The sequence below is a fragment of the uncultured Anaerococcus sp. genome, assembly GCF_947253225.1.
Taxonomy (GTDB): Bacteria; Bacillota; Clostridia; order Tissierellales; family Peptoniphilaceae; genus Anaerococcus.
Genome location: NZ_CAMXYR010000033.1, coordinates 1 through 16,290 on the forward strand (window position 1 = coordinate 1; position 16,290 = coordinate 16,290).

General features: G+C 36.0%; 13 protein-coding genes. 11 read left to right on the forward strand and 2 right to left on the reverse strand.

The genetic code is table 11. From position 1 onward, the window contains the following. The 6 genes from Q0W95_RS05105 to Q0W95_RS05130 form a co-directional block, all read left to right on the forward strand. Window positions 1–4,997: FMN-binding protein (locus tag Q0W95_RS05105; RefSeq protein ID WP_297790537.1), on the forward strand; the 4,997-nt coding region annotated here is incomplete at its 5' end. Window positions 4,998–5,062: 65 nt separating this feature from the next. Beyond that, window positions 5,063–5,776, forward strand: coding sequence for a ferric reductase-like transmembrane domain-containing protein (locus tag Q0W95_RS05110; RefSeq protein ID WP_297790539.1), 714 nt, complete (start codon window positions 5,063–5,065; stop codon window positions 5,774–5,776). Window positions 5,777–5,939: 163 nt separating this feature from the next. Then, the gene (locus Q0W95_RS05115) at window positions 5,940–6,812 is read left to right on the forward strand and encodes a serine hydrolase (RefSeq protein WP_297790541.1); all 873 of its coding nucleotides are present in this window, start codon (window positions 5,940–5,942) and stop codon (window positions 6,810–6,812) included. 53 nt (window positions 6,813–6,865) lie between these two features. Beyond that, the gene (locus Q0W95_RS05120) at window positions 6,866–8,194 is read left to right on the forward strand and encodes a C1 family peptidase (RefSeq protein WP_297790543.1); all 1,329 of its coding nucleotides are present in this window, start codon (window positions 6,866–6,868) and stop codon (window positions 8,192–8,194) included. Window positions 8,195–8,298: 104 nt separating this feature from the next. Continuing rightward, window positions 8,299–9,612: a beta-N-acetylglucosaminidase domain-containing protein gene (locus tag Q0W95_RS05125; RefSeq protein ID WP_297790545.1), complete on the forward strand. Its 1,314-nt coding sequence runs from the start codon at window positions 8,299–8,301 to the stop codon at window positions 9,610–9,612. Then, window positions 9,591–10,460 (forward strand): ROK family protein, encoded by an 870-nt coding sequence (locus tag Q0W95_RS05130; protein ID WP_297790547.1) that lies wholly within the window; start codon window positions 9,591–9,593, stop codon window positions 10,458–10,460. Before Q0W95_RS05125 ends, Q0W95_RS05130 begins: the two co-directional genes overlap by 22 nt. A 51-nt stretch (window positions 10,461–10,511) precedes the next feature. On the opposite strand, the gene Q0W95_RS05135 is transcribed toward Q0W95_RS05130, so the two are convergent. Continuing rightward, a complete protein-coding gene (locus tag Q0W95_RS05135; RefSeq protein WP_297790549.1) occupies window positions 10,512–11,954 on the reverse strand; it encodes a nicotinate phosphoribosyltransferase in 1,443 nt (480 codons plus the stop codon). A 116-nt stretch (window positions 11,955–12,070) separates the two neighbouring features. Here Q0W95_RS05135 and Q0W95_RS05140 point away from each other — a divergent pair, with 116 nt between their 5' ends. Further along, complete coding sequence (locus Q0W95_RS05140; RefSeq protein WP_297790551.1) at window positions 12,071–12,721, forward strand: HAD-IA family hydrolase; 651 nt, start codon at window positions 12,071–12,073, stop codon at window positions 12,719–12,721. Then, a complete protein-coding gene (locus Q0W95_RS05145) occupies window positions 12,721–13,197 on the forward strand; it encodes a PTS sugar transporter subunit IIB (protein WP_297790553.1) in 477 nt (158 codons plus the stop codon). Before Q0W95_RS05140 ends, Q0W95_RS05145 begins: the two co-directional genes overlap by 1 nt. 27 nt (window positions 13,198–13,224) lie before the next feature. On the opposite strand, the gene Q0W95_RS05150 is transcribed toward Q0W95_RS05145, so the two are convergent. Next, window positions 13,225–13,575 carry an SdpI family protein gene (locus tag Q0W95_RS05150; RefSeq protein ID WP_297790555.1) on the reverse strand — a complete coding sequence of 117 codons (351 nt, stop codon included), beginning with the start codon at window positions 13,573–13,575 and terminating at the stop codon, window positions 13,225–13,227. 108 nt (window positions 13,576–13,683) lie between these two features. Here Q0W95_RS05150 and Q0W95_RS05155 point away from each other — a divergent pair, with 108 nt between their 5' ends. The 3 genes from Q0W95_RS05155 (at window position 13,684) to Q0W95_RS05165 (ending at window position 15,948) form a co-directional block, all read left to right on the forward strand. Then, entirely contained in the window at window positions 13,684–14,376 is a 693-nt protein-coding gene (locus Q0W95_RS05155; protein WP_297790557.1) for a hypothetical protein, read from the forward strand. A gap of 170 nt (window positions 14,377–14,546) precedes the next feature. Then, window positions 14,547–14,903 carry a DUF2089 domain-containing protein gene (locus tag Q0W95_RS05160; RefSeq protein ID WP_297790559.1) on the forward strand — a complete coding sequence of 119 codons (357 nt, stop codon included), beginning with the start codon at window positions 14,547–14,549 and terminating at the stop codon, window positions 14,901–14,903. Next, window positions 14,896–15,948, forward strand: coding sequence for a DUF4097 family beta strand repeat-containing protein (locus tag Q0W95_RS05165; RefSeq protein WP_297790562.1), 1,053 nt, complete (start codon window positions 14,896–14,898; stop codon window positions 15,946–15,948). Before Q0W95_RS05160 ends, Q0W95_RS05165 begins: the two co-directional genes overlap by 8 nt. Window positions 15,949–16,290: the final 342 nt, after the last annotated feature.

A 16,290-nucleotide genomic window follows, 5' to 3' on the forward strand; every position in this document is an offset into this window, starting at 1 on the left:
TTGCAGTTATAGATAGGATGATTGGTGGAACAAGTGGAAATGTGGACTCTGTATCTGGGGCGACCTACTCAAGTGTTGGAATAATGAATGCGGTTAATGATGCACTCAGTAAAGCAGTAGAAAATCCATCTAATGCGAATGCTGGCGGAAAATCAAATGCCAAAAGAAAACCTCATCAAGCTAACCACAACAAACAAGGTGGCCATAAAATTCCATCTCCACCAGCTATTCCATCACAGCCACCAGCACCGACCCTACCAAAATCTGGCAAACTAAAAGATGGAAGCTACCAAGGAAGTGCAACAGGCTATAGGGGTCCTATAAGTGTATCAGTTACAATAAGCAATGGAAAGATTTCAAGCGTAGATGTATTAAGTCATGGAGAAGATGCAGCTTTCTTTAGCCAAGCCTTGGGCGTAATTGATAAGATGATTGGTGGAACAAGTGGAAATGTGGACTCTGTATCAGGTGCAACCTACTCAAGTGTGGGCATAATGAATGCAGTTAATGATGCTATCAATAAGGCTATAGCTAGTACAGAAAAGAAACTTCCTGAAATAAAACCACAACCAAGTCCAGGCAGTGAAGAAAAACCGGGCGAAAAACCACAACCAAGCCCAGGAAGCGAAGAAAAACCGGGCGAAAAACCACAACCAAGCCCAGGCAGTGAAGAAAAACCGGGCGAAAAACCACAACCAAGCCCAGGCAGTGAAGAAAAACCAGGCGAAAAACCACAAAGCAAGGAAGAAAAGGCCCTAGAAGAGAAAATGAGAAAGGGAGACCTTGCAGAAGGTTCATTTACTGGGGAAGGCTTCGGTTATAATACTGGAAGAGGAAAAGTAAAGACAACAGTAAAAATAAAAGATGGAAAGATTTTAGACATCACCCGTGATGAGAAGAACTATCCTGATGATGGAGATACCTTCCGTACAACATCTGCCAAGATAATCAATTTCTTGAAAGACCCTGTAAATGGTAAGCGTAACATAGCTATAATGAAAATGCACATGGATATGGTAGAGCAAATTGCAAATGCTACAGATCCTGTTGCCAAGGCTAGGGAGCTTATTGGAGATGCTGGAGCAAATTATATCAAAAATAACAAGCATAAGACTTTCTATCCTCTAAGAGGCTATGCTTCAATGGCCGTTAGGGATTATTTAGCAGCAAAATACAAGGTTAGACCTATGTTTGATGCTGTATCAGGTGCCACATTATCAGCTGGAGGAACAGCCCTATCTGTAGATGCTGCCCTCGCTAAAGCAGAAAATGATAAAAAGACAAATAGCAATATAGACTCAATAAAGGTTGTGGAAAATAAGGATGCTTTGATTTCCAACAACTACTACACTCACAAAGCTGAATTGCTTTCAAATAAAGCTGATCCACTTGATTTGAGTGATTTGAAAGTAAAACTTATTTATAAGGATAAGAAAGAGGAAATAGTTTCTTACAAGGACTTTGCTAAGTACGGACTAGAAATCAAGGGCGAAGATGGCAAAGAAATTTCTGATAAGATGACCTTCCCAGAAGAAGTGAAAGCTAAACGAGTATTTAATGCTACAATAACTCACAAGGATTCACATAGAAGCGTAGATCTAGCTATTAAATTTGGTCTTTATAGCAAGGATTATATAAAGAAAATGGAATATAGCCTAGATGAGGGTCAAAGTTGGACAGAGATAGAAAATCCTAATCCATCAGATGAAAACAAGAACAATATTGCTGATAAGCAAAATATTAAGCTAAATAAGGACAAACTAGGAAAGAAAATTCTAGTTAGAACTACATCAGTCAAGGGCAACACCTACACCTATGAGAGTGATGATAAGGGAGTTCAATTTGACAGAATAAAACTTGCATGTGTTGATAATTCTTACAATGCCAACAACAATGCATCATTTGCAGTCTTCCTAGTTATTAGTGAAGATAAGTCAAGTCCAAGCAAGCCAGACCATAAAGTAGATCCACAAAAACCAGAAACTGAAGCTAGCGATGGTGATATCAATCTAAGCTTTGCTCCTAAGAACCTTAACCACCAAAAGATTGATGACCTTACAATCAAGGCTGGAGAAGGAGTCGAGATAAAATCTGCTGAGGGACTTCCAGATGGCCTAAGGCTAGAAGGAAATAAGATAGTAGGAACTATTGAAATAGCAGATGATAAGTTCACCGACCTTTATAGGCAGATCGATGTAACAATCCATGCAACAAAAGATGGAAACAACATCAAGAAAACTTTCAAGATGGATCTCTACCAAGACAAGGACAGGGATGGAGTAGATGATAATGAGGAAGGTGAAAAGGGAGCAAATAGATTTGACCCTACAACACCTGATGGAAGAACGCCTACAATTGAAAAGGTCAGAGGAGATGACGAACCAACCATTGACGAATATAAAGCCTTGTTTAATAACATCCCAAATGATGGTTCAGTAAAAGTTGAAATTACCCAACACCCTGATATGAAGACCAAGAAACCACAAGCTATAGCAAAGCTAAAATTCACTTCAAGCTATGTTTCAGGTACTTCTTCAAAGCTTGTAGCTGTAAAATTAATAGATGCCCCTAAGGGAGAAGAAGTTGAAGCAGAGGATGGCGATATAGAAGTAAACTTTGCAAACAAACTCATTAACCACCACAAGATTGATGATGTTACTATAAAGACTGGAGCTGGGGTTAAGGTAAAATCTGTTGATGGACTTCCACAGGGACTTAGCCTTGTAGATGGAAAAATCACAGGAAGCTTAGCTATACCAGATGATGAATTTACAGATGTTTACAAAGAAATATCTATAACCTTACACGGATACAAATCTGCTCAAAATATAAAGAAAACTGTAAAGATGCCTCTATACCAAGATAAGGATAGGGATGGTATAGATGATAACAATGATGCAGATCCAAATGCTTTCAATCCTGAATTTAAGGGAGAAACATATAATGACAAATGCTTGACTGGTTTTATTGGTGACGATGAACCAAGCATAGATGACTACAAGAAGTTGTTCAAGAATATTCCAGATGATGGTTCGGTAACAATAGAAGTAGTAAATAAACCTGATATGAAAAAGAATATTAGTATAGCAAAGCTTAAATTTACTTCAACTCATGTAGATGGAGTTTCTTACAAGTCAATCCCTGTTAAGCTAGAAGCTAAGCCTGATCCAAAAGCTCAATTGGAAAAAACTATACAAAATCTAACTCTAAGGTCAGAGCTTCTTGATGGAGAATTTATAGGCTATGGAGTAGGCTTTGATGAATCCAGAGGAAAACTAAAGACAATTGTAAAAATAGAAAATGGAGATATCAAGCAAGTAACCTTTGTTGAAGGTAAGGGATATTCTGGCATGGACTATATGACCAAGTCCTTGAATGCTATCCCATACCTAGCTGGAGCTGATGGAAAGAGAAATGTTGCAATCCTAAGAGCTCACGAAAGTTATGTAAACCAAATTGTAGCCTTTGAAAAAGATGAAGAGAGAAAGAAAAAGGCTTATGAGCTCATAGGCAAAGAATACGCTGATAGGATAACAGACCTAAGAAGACCTGAAATGATTTCACCACTAGTTAGAGAGTTTATAGCCAACAACGGTGGAGGAGATAGCAAGAAAATGCTAGATGCTGTTACAGGTGCAACTCTAACATCAGGAGGCCTCGGTCAATCAGTAGACAACGCCCTAAGGATGTCAGAAAATGATAGGAAAACAGGAAATACTATTAAGGAAATCAAAGTAGTAGAACCTAATGAAATAAATGGCTTGACTGGTCAAAACGTTCTAAAACAAGATAGGTCAAAAGCCTTAGACTTAAGTTCTTTAAAGGTTGAACTTGTAGATAAAGATGGCACAAAGAAAACTATAGCTTATGAAGATTTCTCAAATAATGGCATAGAAATAAGAGATAGGGATACAGGAAAGCTTCTAACAAATAACATGAACTTGACTGAAGAAGAAATGAATCAAGCTATAATTGCTGACATTACCCACAAGGGTTCAATGAGAAGCACAGACTTCGCTATTCAATTTGAAACATACAGCGATGACTATATAGTAGCCATGGAGTACAGCTCTGATGGTGGAAATAGTTGGCAAAGCCTAGCAAATCCAGTCCAATCAGAAGAAAACCCTAACAATATTTCTTATAGGCAAACAGTAAAGATTAAAGATTCAGAGCTTAATAAAGTTTTCAAGTTTAGAATTACAACACAAGCTGGCAAGGTTTACGAATATAATAATGCTAGTCCAATCACCGAATACGGCCATAAGTATAGCTTCGGAAAAGATGAAGATGTAGCAAAAGACAATCCAAATGCCCACTTTGCTCTCTTTATCACATTTGAAAAAGAGGGAGCTACAGAATCTAAACCAGATGCAGAAAAACCAGATGACGAAAGTGGTGAAGGTTCAGATTATGATATACCAAAAGATGCAGAGGAAGTAGGAGCAGAAGAGATTAACGCGAACCTTGAAGCTTCATACATCAACCACAAGAAAATAAACCCAATCTCAATAACTAAGGCAGATGGAGTAACTATCGAAGATGTAGAAGGCTTACCAGAAGGTCTTGACTTAGTTGATGGTAGCATAACAGGTGAAGTTGATACCTATGATGAATTTTCTTCTATGAAAGATTATGAATTTACAATCTATGGAAGAAAGAATGGTAAAGCTATTAAGAGAACTCAAAAGCTTACAGTCTACCAAGATAAGGATAGAGACGGAACATCGGCTATGGATGAAGGCGAAGATGGGGATATAATGTTCAATCCAATTTGGAGCGCAAGGAAAATTGACAAGAAAGTCGGGGATCCTGCTCCAACTGTAGATGAATATATGAACTTAATCACAAACTTACCAGATGATGGAAGCGTATCAATTAAATTATTAAAAAATCCAGATATGTCAAAACCAGGTAACAACATGATTAGGATAGAGATTAAATCATCAAATGTTCCAAAAACTACTACACAGACAATTAATGTTATTGTTTCTTAGATAATATTAGCTGCAAGACTCACATTAGGGTCTTGCAGCAAAATTTTAAATAAAAAGGAGAAAAAATGAATTTAATTACAGGGCTTTTAGTAAGTGGAATTTTCTTCTACTTAACCAGTGATTTGTTAAAAAAATATAGCCTTGCCTTTTATGTTGGATTTTATGCGGTAATCCTCCTTATGATAGGAGTTAACGCCTTGGGTTACTACCAAAACCTATCTCCTGTTGGAAAGTTTTATATAGACCTTTTCCAAAGGGGCGTTATCTCTACTTCTATCTTTATTATTGTGATGTTCATAGGGGTATTCACCAAGCACAATAAGCTAAGCAGGACCTATTTTACCATAAGAGGGGAAATGTCGATTATAGCTTGCCTTATGGCTTTGACTCACAATATTATTTTTGGGGTAGTTTATTTTGTGAACTTATTCAAAAATCCATCATTTATGCCAGTGCAAGTAAAAATTGCTGCGATTATAAGCTTGATTTTGATTTGTCTAATGATACCACTTTTTGTAACATCCTTTAAGTGCGTAAGAAAAAAAATGAAGGCGAAAAGCTGGAAGAAGTTGCAAAGACTAGCCTATCCATTCTTTATATTAATCTATATTCATGTAATGCTTTTATTTTCAATGAATGTAGATAAGAATAAGTTTTCTATCATAGTGTATACCCTAGTCTATGTGTCCTATGTTGTTTTAAGACTAAGAAAATATATCATTTCAAAAATGAAATTAAGTGAAAATATGGCTATGGCTAAGGCTAAGGTTAAGGCATAGAAAAAAAGAGAATAAATATTTGGGATTGTTGACTAAAAACTTAGGCAATAATCCTTTTTCTTTTATAAAAATCCATAGAAGTCTAAACCTTATTAAGTACTTGGTGTATAATTATAGGAGATAATGTTTTAGAACTTAACTAGTAAATAAGGAAGGAAATTCAATGAAGAAGGCAATAGGGATAGGGGTTTTTGCAAGCCTAATAGTTTTAGCGATTATTGGAAAGATGTATTTTACAAGTGGGAATGAGAGATTTGATAATGATACTTTTACTAGCAAAGCGGTTTATATCTACAACCTAACCGATAACAAAAAAGTTTATGGGAAAAATGAAGATGAGTCCTTGCCTATGGCATCTTTGACAAAAATTATGACGACTATAGTCGCCCTTGAGCATATAGATGATTTGGGAAAGCTAGCTCCGATTGACTATGATTCTTATATGAGAGCGGTAGGGATGAATGCGTCTATGGCAGGGTTTTATGCAGACGAAACGACTACCTATAGAGACCTTCTCTATGGAACCATTCTTGCATCAGGAGCTGAAGCTTGCGACTCTTTGGCTTGTAATGTAAGCGGAAGTGTGGAGAACTTTGTAGGTCTTATGAATGAGAAGGCAAAAGAAATAGGTCTTAGCCATTCTTCCTATGCCAATGCAGATGGTATGGATGATGATAAAAACTTTCAATCTGCCAAGGATTGTGCCATGCTAATCAAATATGGCTTGGAAGATGGGAATTTTAGGGCGATTTTTACCAAAAAATCTTTCCATACAGGAGCAACCAACCACCATCCAGATGGGATAGATATAACAAGTACAATTTTTAGCCACCTAAAAGATTATGAGGAAAATGGTTTTGAAATCCTAGGAGGAAAGAGTGGCACTACAGAAAATGCAGGCCTATGCTGGGCAACTCTTGCTAGAAAAGATGGCAAGGAATACATAGTTGTGGTTATGGGAGTGCCTTTTTCAGATATAGATGATTTGCCAGACGGCCACATCAAGGAAACTCTGTTCTACCTAGAAAAAATTTAAGTAGACCTATTAATTTCATTTTGATTAGGTAAAATAAAAGTGAGGTGAATAAAATGATTAATAAAGATAAATTTGAAGATTTAGATAAAGAATTTTATAAAAACAGGGCAAATGTTCTTGCCCAAAGTGCAGTTACTAGAAATGGAATCACAGAATCAGCTATTGACCCTGATGTTATCAAGAAAAGTCGCCATTCTTTTTCCATAGAATTAAAGCAAGGTGATATCACAGATCAAAAGCAATCTGGTAGATGTTGGATGTTCTCTGCCCTAAACACAATGAGATACAGGATAATCCATGACTTAAACCTTGAAACTTTCGAGCTTTCCCAAGCCTATCCCCTATTTTTTGATAAATTAGAGAAGAGTAATTATTTTCTTGAATCAATTATCAAAACTGTAGATGAGGACCTTCAAGGAAGACTTGTCAAATACTTGTTGGCTGATCCTTTGGGAGACGGAGGTCAATGGGATATGTTTGTAAACCTTATAGAAAAGTATGGGGTTGTTCCAAAATATGCCATGCCTGAAGTGAACCTTTCATCTGCGACTAGGGAGATGGATAACTATCTTACAAAAATGCTAAGATTTTTTGCTAAGGAACTAAGGTCTGCCCATAAGGCAGGCAAGAGCCTTGAAGAGCTAAACAAATTGAAGGATGGCTTTAACGAGGATATATACAGGGCCTTGACCATAAGTCTTGGAACCCCACCAAAGAAAATTGACTTTGAAGCAAGGGATAAGGATGATAAGTATATTTGTGAGAAAAACTTAACTCCTAAGGAATTTTTTGATAAATATGTGAAAATGAACTTAGATGACTTTGTTTCTCTAATCAATGCTCCAACAGAAGATAAACCATACAATCAAACTTTCACAGTAGATTTTTTGGGAAATGTCAGCGAAGGTAAGCCAGTTAAATACTTAAACCTTGAAATTAATAAATTGAAAGAGGCAGCTATCAGGCAACTTAAAGACAACAAACCTGTGTGGATGGGTTGTGATGTTGGACAAAGCTTCATCAGAAAGGAAGGTGTCCTAGATACTGAAGCCTTTAGGATAAGAGATTTATTTGACCTTGACTTTACTATGTCCAAGGCAGAAAGGCTCGACTATTCAGAAAGTTTAATGACTCATGCTATGGTATTTACCGGAGTTGACCTTGATGAAGAAGGAAAGCCAATAAGGTGGAAGATTGAAAATTCTTGGGGAGAAAGAGCTGGAAATAAGGGCTACCTAGTAATGAGCGATGGTTGGTTCGACCAATATATGTATCAAATAGCAGTTGAGAAAAAATACCTAACAGAAGAAGAGAAAAAGGACTGGGAAAAAGAGCCAATCCACCTAAAACCATGGGATCCAATGGGTTCTCTTGCAAAATAGAAAAGTTTGAGGCGAAAGCCTCTTTTTTCTTTAGGAAAAATCAAATCAGTTCACAAATTTTTCCTTATGTATTATCATAGAGGGAGAAGAGCAAAGGAGAATTTATGATAGAAAAATATGGAGTAATAGAAGGCTTTTATGGGATTCCTTGGACCTTTGATGAGAGGGTGTCGATGATAAACTTTCTAAAAGATGTGGGGATGAACCAATATGTTTATGCACCAAAGGATGACCCCTACCACAATATAAGATGGAGAGAGCCATATCCTAAGCAAAAGCTTGAAGAACTTAGCGAACTTTCTAGGCTAAGTGAAGAAAATGGAATTGACTTTGTGTGGGCCATCCATCCAGGACAAAATCTTATCGACTTTTCTAAGTATGAGGAGGAAGTCCAAAGGCTTTTTGCCAAATACGATAGCCTAAGAGTGGCGGGAGTTAAGTCTTTTGCCCTTTGTATGGATGATGTTGACAAGAAAAAGGCCTATGAGCAAAGGGACTTTCACCTAAGACTTGTTAAGGATATCTTGAAATATTTAGAAAGTTTTTCAAATAAAAACCTACTCTTTGTCCACCCTTGGTACAACGATAGCTGGCTTGATGAGGATGGAAGGAAGTATTTTGAGCTTTTTAGGGGGATAGATAATCTTTCGGTCATGTGGACTGGGAGAGATGTTCTTTCTCCAATAAGCGAAGAATCTAATCGTGGGTTTTATGAAATTTATGGCAAAGAAGCAGATATTTGGTTTAATTGGCCAGTAAATGATTATAAAAACGATAGAATTTTTATGGAAGTCTTTGAGTTTTATACAAGCAGAAGGATAAACTATAAGTCGCTTTTATCGAACCCTATGAATCAGGCAGAGCTAAGCAAGTTATCCATCTACCAAATAGCAGAATTTGTCAAAAATCCACAAGTCTATAAGCCTTTGGATGCTTTCAAAAAAGCCTTGGCCTACCTCGATGAGGATGTTTGGGAATCCTTGTATATAATATCCGACTCTTTTTTTCAATCGGGGATTTATGATAAGGTTGATGAGAAAGAATTTTTGGAAGACTATGAAATCAACCTAGCCTACCAGAAGAAAGCCTACAAAGACCTAGTAAGACTTATAAATAGAAAGCTCGATGCTCTTGATAAGTATTTTGCTAATTATACTAATGTGAGTCTTAATAAAGAAGTCGAGCCTTTTTTTAGGTCCTTACAATACCTACTCAGGGCTGTTAGAAGCCTTATCCTAAAGGATAGGCAACAAGCAGTAGACTATTATAAAAAGTCTAACCAAGAAAAGGTACCTATATACAAAGAATCATCACCTACAAAGCTAGAAGAGATTCCAGTCAAAACTTCGAGAGTTTTGGAAAAGATTTATAAAGATTTATTGGAAGAGGAGGATATATGTACGGATCAGTTGAACTAGGTGGCACAAAAATTAGATGTGCAGTTATGGATGAATTGGGAAATATTGAAAAGGAAATAAGGATAAAAAATACCGACCCTAGAGAAAATATCAGAGAGCTAATAGAATTTTTTAAGGAAAACCCTGTTGAAGCCATGGGGATTGGAGCTTTTGGACCAGTTGATGTTGACGAAAAATCTGACACTTATGGGTATGTATTAAAAACACCAAAAGTTTTGTGGCAAAACTTTGATTTGCTAGGATCTATAAAAAAAGAAATTGACGTGCCTATGGGCTTTACAACTGATGTTGGGGCAAGTGGTATGGGAGAATATATCTATGGAGCAAGTAAGGACAAGCAGACTTCTATGTATATCACCATCGGAACTGGTGTTGGTGCATCATTTATCCAAGATGGCGTTCTCCTTGAGGGACTTTCCCATCCAGAAATGGGTCATATAGAATTGGTGAGGGAAGATGGAGATGATACAGAAAGTTATTGCCCAAACCATAAGTCTTGCTTTGAGGGACTCTGCTGTGGACCTGCCCTTGAAAAAAGAACCGGAAAAAGAGGAGAGGACTTAGATAAGGACGATGAGGCTTTTACAATTATTGCCAAATACATCGCCAAGGCGATTATGAATTATACCTTCGTTCTAAGACCTCACATAGTAATAATTGGTGGTGGAGTTGTAAATAAGGAAGGGATGATAGAAAAGATTAGAAAAGAGTTTAGTAAGCTTGATAATAAGTATATCAAAATTCCTGACGCTGAGACTTATATTGTATTTCCTAAACTCGGCAACGAAGCTGGCCTTGTAGGAGGCTATGTTCTTGCCAAAAACGTCTTAAAGGAAGCTAACAATTAAGAAAAAGGCTAGACTATAAGCAATCTTGTTGCTTAGGTCTAGCCTTTAATTTTATTTTCTTTTTGCCTCGAGAATTAGGTTTTGTTTCAAATTCCATAAGTCTTGGGAAAGGTCTACATAGTAGTTGTGAGGTTGGTCGAACCTCTTAACTTCATCCCACAAACTATTTACTTCTTCCTTGGAATATTGGGCGATTTCTTCAAGCTTTGGATTTTCGTAAATCAACTTTCCACTCTCAAAGATCTTCTTGTGCATTGGTCTTGCCTTGTAATTTTCCATTCTTTTCATCTTCCAAGTAAAAAGTGGGTCAAAGATTACTAGGGGTTGTTTATCATCAATTTTTTCGTGGTCTAGGGCTATATAATCGGCTTCTGCCTTGCCAGTTTCCATATCGTAGAGTCTGTAAACTTTCTTCTCTCCAGGGGTTGTGATTTTCTCGACATTTTCTGAAACCTTTATTTTGGCTTGGATTTTGCCATCATTTTCTATTCCGACTAGCTTGTAAACTCCACCAAAAACTGGGTCGGACTTAGCTGTAATTAGCCTCTCCCCAATACCAAATGAGTCGATTCTAGCTCCTTGGGATAGGAGAGATTCGATTGTAAATTCATCTAGGGAATTGCTAGCAACTATTTTTGCATCAGTAAATCCATTTTCGTCTAGGATTTTTCTAATTTCCTTGGATAGGTAGGCAAGGTCACCTGAGTCAATTCTAACTCCTCCACTAAGCCCTCTTGGTTTGAGTTCTTCTTCAAAAACTCGCATAGCATTTGGAAGTCCTGACCTTAAAGTGTCATAGGTATCTATAAGAAGAATACAATTTTCTGGATAGGACTTAGCATAGGTTTTGAAGGCTTCATATTCACTAGGGAAAGCCTGAATCCAAGAGTGAGCCATGGTTCCACTTGCCTTAAATTTATACTTTTGGGCGGAATAGGTATTACTTGTAATTGGTGCACCACCTATGTAGGCAGCTCTTGCTCCGTTAATGGAAGCATCTGCCCCTTGGGCACGCCTTGCTCCAAATTCCATTACAAGCCTATTTCCGGCAGACCTTACAATCCTATTAGTTTTAGTTGCCACAAGAGAGTTAAAGTTCATTGATAAAAGCAAGTAGGTTTCTAAAATAGAACACTCAATTATTGGAGCTTTTACAGTAACGATTGGCTCGTTTGGAAACATTACAGAACCTTCAGGAAAAGCCCATATATCTCCAGTGAACTTAAAATCTCTAAGATAGTCCAAAAATCCTTCGCTAAAGTCGGCATTCTCCCTAAAATATTGGATATCTTCTTCATCAAAGTGGAGGCTTTTGACATACTCTATGATGTCATTAAGACCAGCAAAGATTGAAAAGCCCGCACCATCAGGATTTTTTCTGTAGTAGGCATCAAAGACTGCGATTGTATCTTTCATACCATTATTAAAATACGCATTTGCCATGGTGAACTCATAGAAGTCGCTCAACATGGTAAGATTTCTCTTATCTTTCATTTATTTATTTCCTCTTTTCATTATCACTTCTTACTATAATACCCAATAAAAGTTTTCTTTAATTATTTTTTTAACAAAACGGGTAAAATACTCATAGAAGATTAAAAGGAGATTTTATGTATATTTTTGATATAGACGGTACCTTGTTAAACACAATAGACTCAATAGATTATCATATAAATAAGACGATGAAGAAATATGGTCTTGGGGAAGTACCAAAGGAAAAGGTCAGGGATTTTGTCGGCAATGGCCCAGTTGTTTTAATAGAAAAGACCTTGAACTTTGTTTGTGCAAGCGAGGATGAAAAATATAGGAAGGAGATTCTTGATTTTTATAACAAAAGTTATGATGATAATCCGACCTACCTCCTAAAAGCCTATGACGGAATCAAGGAAAGCCTAGATGCTATAAAAAATAGGGGCGAGATTATAACTTGTTTTTCAAATAAGCCAGACTCTACTTGCAAGAAAGTAATACCAGCTGTTTTTGGGGATAATTATTTTGATTTTATCCTTGGCTACAAGGAAAGTTATCAAAGAAAGCCATCTCCAGAAGGAATAATGATTATAAGGGAAAGGTTTGGAGAAGATTTTTCTAAGATAATTTATTTTGGAGATAGTGAAGTGGACATGAAATGTGGGAGAAATGCTGGAATTTTCACAGTAGGATGCTCTTGGGGCTTCAGAAAAAGGGAAGTTTTGGAAAAAGAAAATCCAAATACCATCATAGATAGGCCAGAAGATATTAAAAATATAAGGAGGATTTGATGGGAGAGGTAAAACTTGCTAGGGTTGATTCAAGACTAGCCCATGGTAGGGTTGTCGAGATGTGGACTAAAGAGCTTGGAGTAAAGAGAGTGATTATAGCAAATGACGAAGTAAGTTGTGATGATTTCAAGAAAAAGGTTATGGATCTAACAATTCCTGAGGGGATAGAAGTTTCCTATTTGATGATTGATGATGTAGCTGATTTTTTAAAAACTAGTGAAGAAGATGTTTTTTTGTTGGTACAAAATCCCAAAGACCTTGAAAAAATTTCGACTAGTGGAATTAACTTAGACCAGATAAATGTTGGGATAATTCATATGAGTCCTGGCAAAAAATCTCTAACAGAAGAAGTTGCAGTAGATGAGGATGACCTTAGAATTTTCAAAGGATTTCTACAACAAGGCTCAAGTGTATACCTAAGACTTAGTCCTTTTTCCCAAAAGATGGATATTACATCACTTTTTAATAGAAAATAACAAAAAACCGAAGACTGTCCTTCGGTTTTACTTATCTTTTAAATTAAACTTCTTTCTCATCCTTATCTTAACTATAGCAAAAAGAAAGATAAAATAGAGGATAACTAAGAGGCAAGAAAGAATAGCCAAATAGGTCCTATTTGCTCCAAAATAAAGGGATAGGGGCAAAATTATTGCAAAAAATATTAGTCCCAGCCCTATGGCAACTTTTCCAGCAAACTTATTTCCATATTCCCAAGTTTCTTTGGAATAGCAAACCTCCCAAACATGAAAACCAACTAGCATTTCAGGAAAGGGAGAATAAAAATTAATCAAAAAAATTCCTATATAAATACTAAATACCAAAAGTAAGGTATCAGCTATTATCAAAGGTCCCATAATTCACCTCGCTTTCTAGTATTATACTCATAGAAAGACAAAGAACTAACTTTATAAAAGTAAATAAATATGATATCCTAAAGAAAGATAAAAGAAAGAGAGAAAGTTATGAAATCACTTGTAAAATTATTAGCCTTCATGTTCCTAGCACTTCTAATCCCAACCCTTGTTATGGGAACAATCAACATTCTAGGGGCAAGCGAGATGGTCATGATAATAGGTCAGATCCTAGTTATGGTTCTTATGGTAGTTGCCTTCACAAGAGGATTCTCCGTGATTAGAAAGTATGAGATAAAGACAGAAGAGCTAATCAAGGATGCTAAAAGTGTAGAAGAACTCAAAAAATTAAGGGAAGAAAGTCTTACAGATAGGTCCAAGGCTAATATAACTAAGGAGATTATCAAAAGAAACTATAGTCGTAAAGAGGCAGAAACTCTAAGAAAATATACCAATTCAACTGAAGATATGAAACATTATTATTCAGCTATAATCGCAAATTCTAAGGAAAGACAGAGAGAAGAAGCGAAAATAAAGAGAGATAATTTCAACAAAAAATACAAGAATAGGACGAGGATATATCCAGACTTTAGAGAAAATCTAAGGACAACAGGAAAATGGCTTGTTGTTTTCATTATGCTTGTTGTTGGAGTTAGTCTTGCCAAAAAGGGCATGGCTGGCCACTCATCCTTTGCCTTTATGATCTATATCCTAGGCCTTTTGATGCTTTTTGTCGTTATGATAAATTCTATTATTTGGATAATGAGAACAGCAAGCTCCTATTGGGAGAGAAATTTCATTTAAAATTTATTTTAGCATCTAGTCCACAACCTTGTGGACTTTTAGTTTGCAAAAATAAAAATAGTCAATATAATAATTGATATATTAAATGATTTGAAAAATAATATTAAAATAATGAAAGATACATTTACAAATATATAAGATGAAGTATAATTTTACAAAAGGGAGGTCTTATGATTAATAAATGTCCAAATTGTGGTGATGAGATGGTAATCACATCATATAGATGCAATTCATGCTATACAGAAGTTAGTGGAGAATTTGAAATAGATAAGTTCCAAAAGTTAGACAAGGAAGATAAGGAATTTATTGAGTTGTTCTTACAAAAAAGAGGTTCTATCAAGGATGTTGGAGAAGAGATTGGAATTTCTTACCCAACTGTTAGAAATAGGATAGATAGAATTGTAGGAAAGCTTGGTGGCAAGGTAGACAAAAAAGCAGGTAGGATTGATATTTTGAATATGCTTGATAATGGAGAAATTACGGCTGACAAAGCTAAGAGCCTACTAGAGGAGCTAAAAGATGAATGATGAAAAACAAATAATCCTAAAAATGCTCAAGGAGGGTAAGATAAGTGTTGAAGAAGCGAGCGACCTTCTTGAGGCTTGTGGAGATAGAAAAAATAAAACAGATAAGTTTACTCAAAAAATAACTGGGGCAGTTGATAGTATTATTAAAAAAGCGACTGACACTATCCAAGGTCTCGATCTTGACCAAGCTATGGATTTTGGGCAATACAATATCAAGGGCGAGTATAATACTCACAAGGACCTTAGAATCGATGATGATATTAAGGAAATTTCTATTGACATAGTAAATGGTTCAATTGAGGTGGAAAAGGCTTATGATGTTTCAATATCTATAAGTTCTGATATTTGGGCTAAAAAAGCAGACCTAAACGATTTTCTTGATTATGAAATCAAGGAAGGCAAATTAAGCATTTTTGTAAATGAAAGTTACCACAACATCCAAGCTACTACAGACTTAAAATTGAGCTTGGGCAAGGAGCTTTACGAAAGACTATCCATTAACCAAGTAAATGGCAAGGTAGAAATTTCAGATGTAAACTTTACTAACCTTGATATTAATACTGTAAATGGAAAAATCCAAATCATCAACCTAACTAGTGATATTGATATCAGAAACACTAATGGCAAGATTGATGTCAAAAATATTACAGGTAGGCTTGATATTGACAATGTAAATGGACCTATCTACTTAACTAACATTGGCGGTTCAAGTGCTGAGATTACAAATGTGAATGGAAATATAAGGCTAGATGGTATTTCTTCAGAAAGACTTGATGCAAGCTCCAACGCAGGAACTATTAGGATTTTCAACATAAAAAATACAGAAGAAATTAACCTTAAATCAGGTTTTGGAAATATGGTTGTCGACACCACAGATTTTGATGGTGATATCAGAGCCTATGTGGAAAGTAAGGCGATAAACATTACTGAAAAATTTGCCAACAAAATCCAAGATGGCAAGGGATATGAGATAAGCACATCAACAGAAAATTGTGACCTTGTGGTTAAGGTGAAGTCTGGTTTTGGCAAAGTATCCCTAAGATAAATATAAATTTTGAATAGTAATTGGATCTGGGTTAATAGGTCTAATTGATTAAAAGGCGAGGAAAGCGAGTTTCTCGTCTTTTTCTTATGAAAATAATTAAGCACCTCATGAGAGATGAGAAAAATAAACTTATCTTGACGGAAGCTTAATAAATAAAATTGGAAATAGAAGATAAGGATTTAGAAATTATAAAGGATAAAAAATATTAATAAATACTTATCTAATCAGTGTGCCTATGCAAAAGTGCTTTTTGATTGCCCAAAAACAGCAAAAATCATATAATAAGCTTATGATAAAGGAGAAAAGCATGACCAAAAATAAAAAACTACTAGCAGCTTTGCT

What these genes read in the sequence shown, in the direction of transcription:
- Q0W95_RS05140 (WP_297790551.1), top strand. Translation starts at nt 12,071, where the DNA reads ATGTATATTTTTGATATAGACGGTACCTTGTTAAACACAATAGACTCA.
- Q0W95_RS05145 (WP_297790553.1), top strand. Translation starts at nt 12,721, where the DNA reads ATGGGAGAGGTAAAACTTGCTAGGGTTGATTCAAGACTAGCCCATGGT.
- Q0W95_RS05160 (WP_297790559.1), top strand. Translation starts at nt 14,547, where the DNA reads ATGATTAATAAATGTCCAAATTGTGGTGATGAGATGGTAATCACATCA.
- Q0W95_RS05135 (WP_297790549.1), bottom strand. Translation starts at nt 11,954, where the DNA reads ATGAAAGATAAGAGAAATCTTACCATGTTGAGCGACTTCTATGAGTTC.
- Q0W95_RS05120 (WP_297790543.1), top strand. Translation starts at nt 6,866, where the DNA reads ATGATTAATAAAGATAAATTTGAAGATTTAGATAAAGAATTTTATAAA.
- Q0W95_RS05115 (WP_297790541.1), top strand. Translation starts at nt 5,940, where the DNA reads ATGAAGAAGGCAATAGGGATAGGGGTTTTTGCAAGCCTAATAGTTTTA.
- Q0W95_RS05155 (WP_297790557.1), top strand. Translation starts at nt 13,684, where the DNA reads ATGAAATCACTTGTAAAATTATTAGCCTTCATGTTCCTAGCACTTCTA.
- Q0W95_RS05110 (WP_297790539.1), top strand. Translation starts at nt 5,063, where the DNA reads ATGAATTTAATTACAGGGCTTTTAGTAAGTGGAATTTTCTTCTACTTA.
- Q0W95_RS05125 (WP_297790545.1), top strand. Translation starts at nt 8,299, where the DNA reads ATGATAGAAAAATATGGAGTAATAGAAGGCTTTTATGGGATTCCTTGG.
- Q0W95_RS05130 (WP_297790547.1), top strand. Translation starts at nt 9,591, where the DNA reads ATGTACGGATCAGTTGAACTAGGTGGCACAAAAATTAGATGTGCAGTT.
- Q0W95_RS05165 (WP_297790562.1), top strand. Translation starts at nt 14,896, where the DNA reads ATGAATGATGAAAAACAAATAATCCTAAAAATGCTCAAGGAGGGTAAG.
- Q0W95_RS05150 (WP_297790555.1), bottom strand. Translation starts at nt 13,575, where the DNA reads ATGGGACCTTTGATAATAGCTGATACCTTACTTTTGGTATTTAGTATT.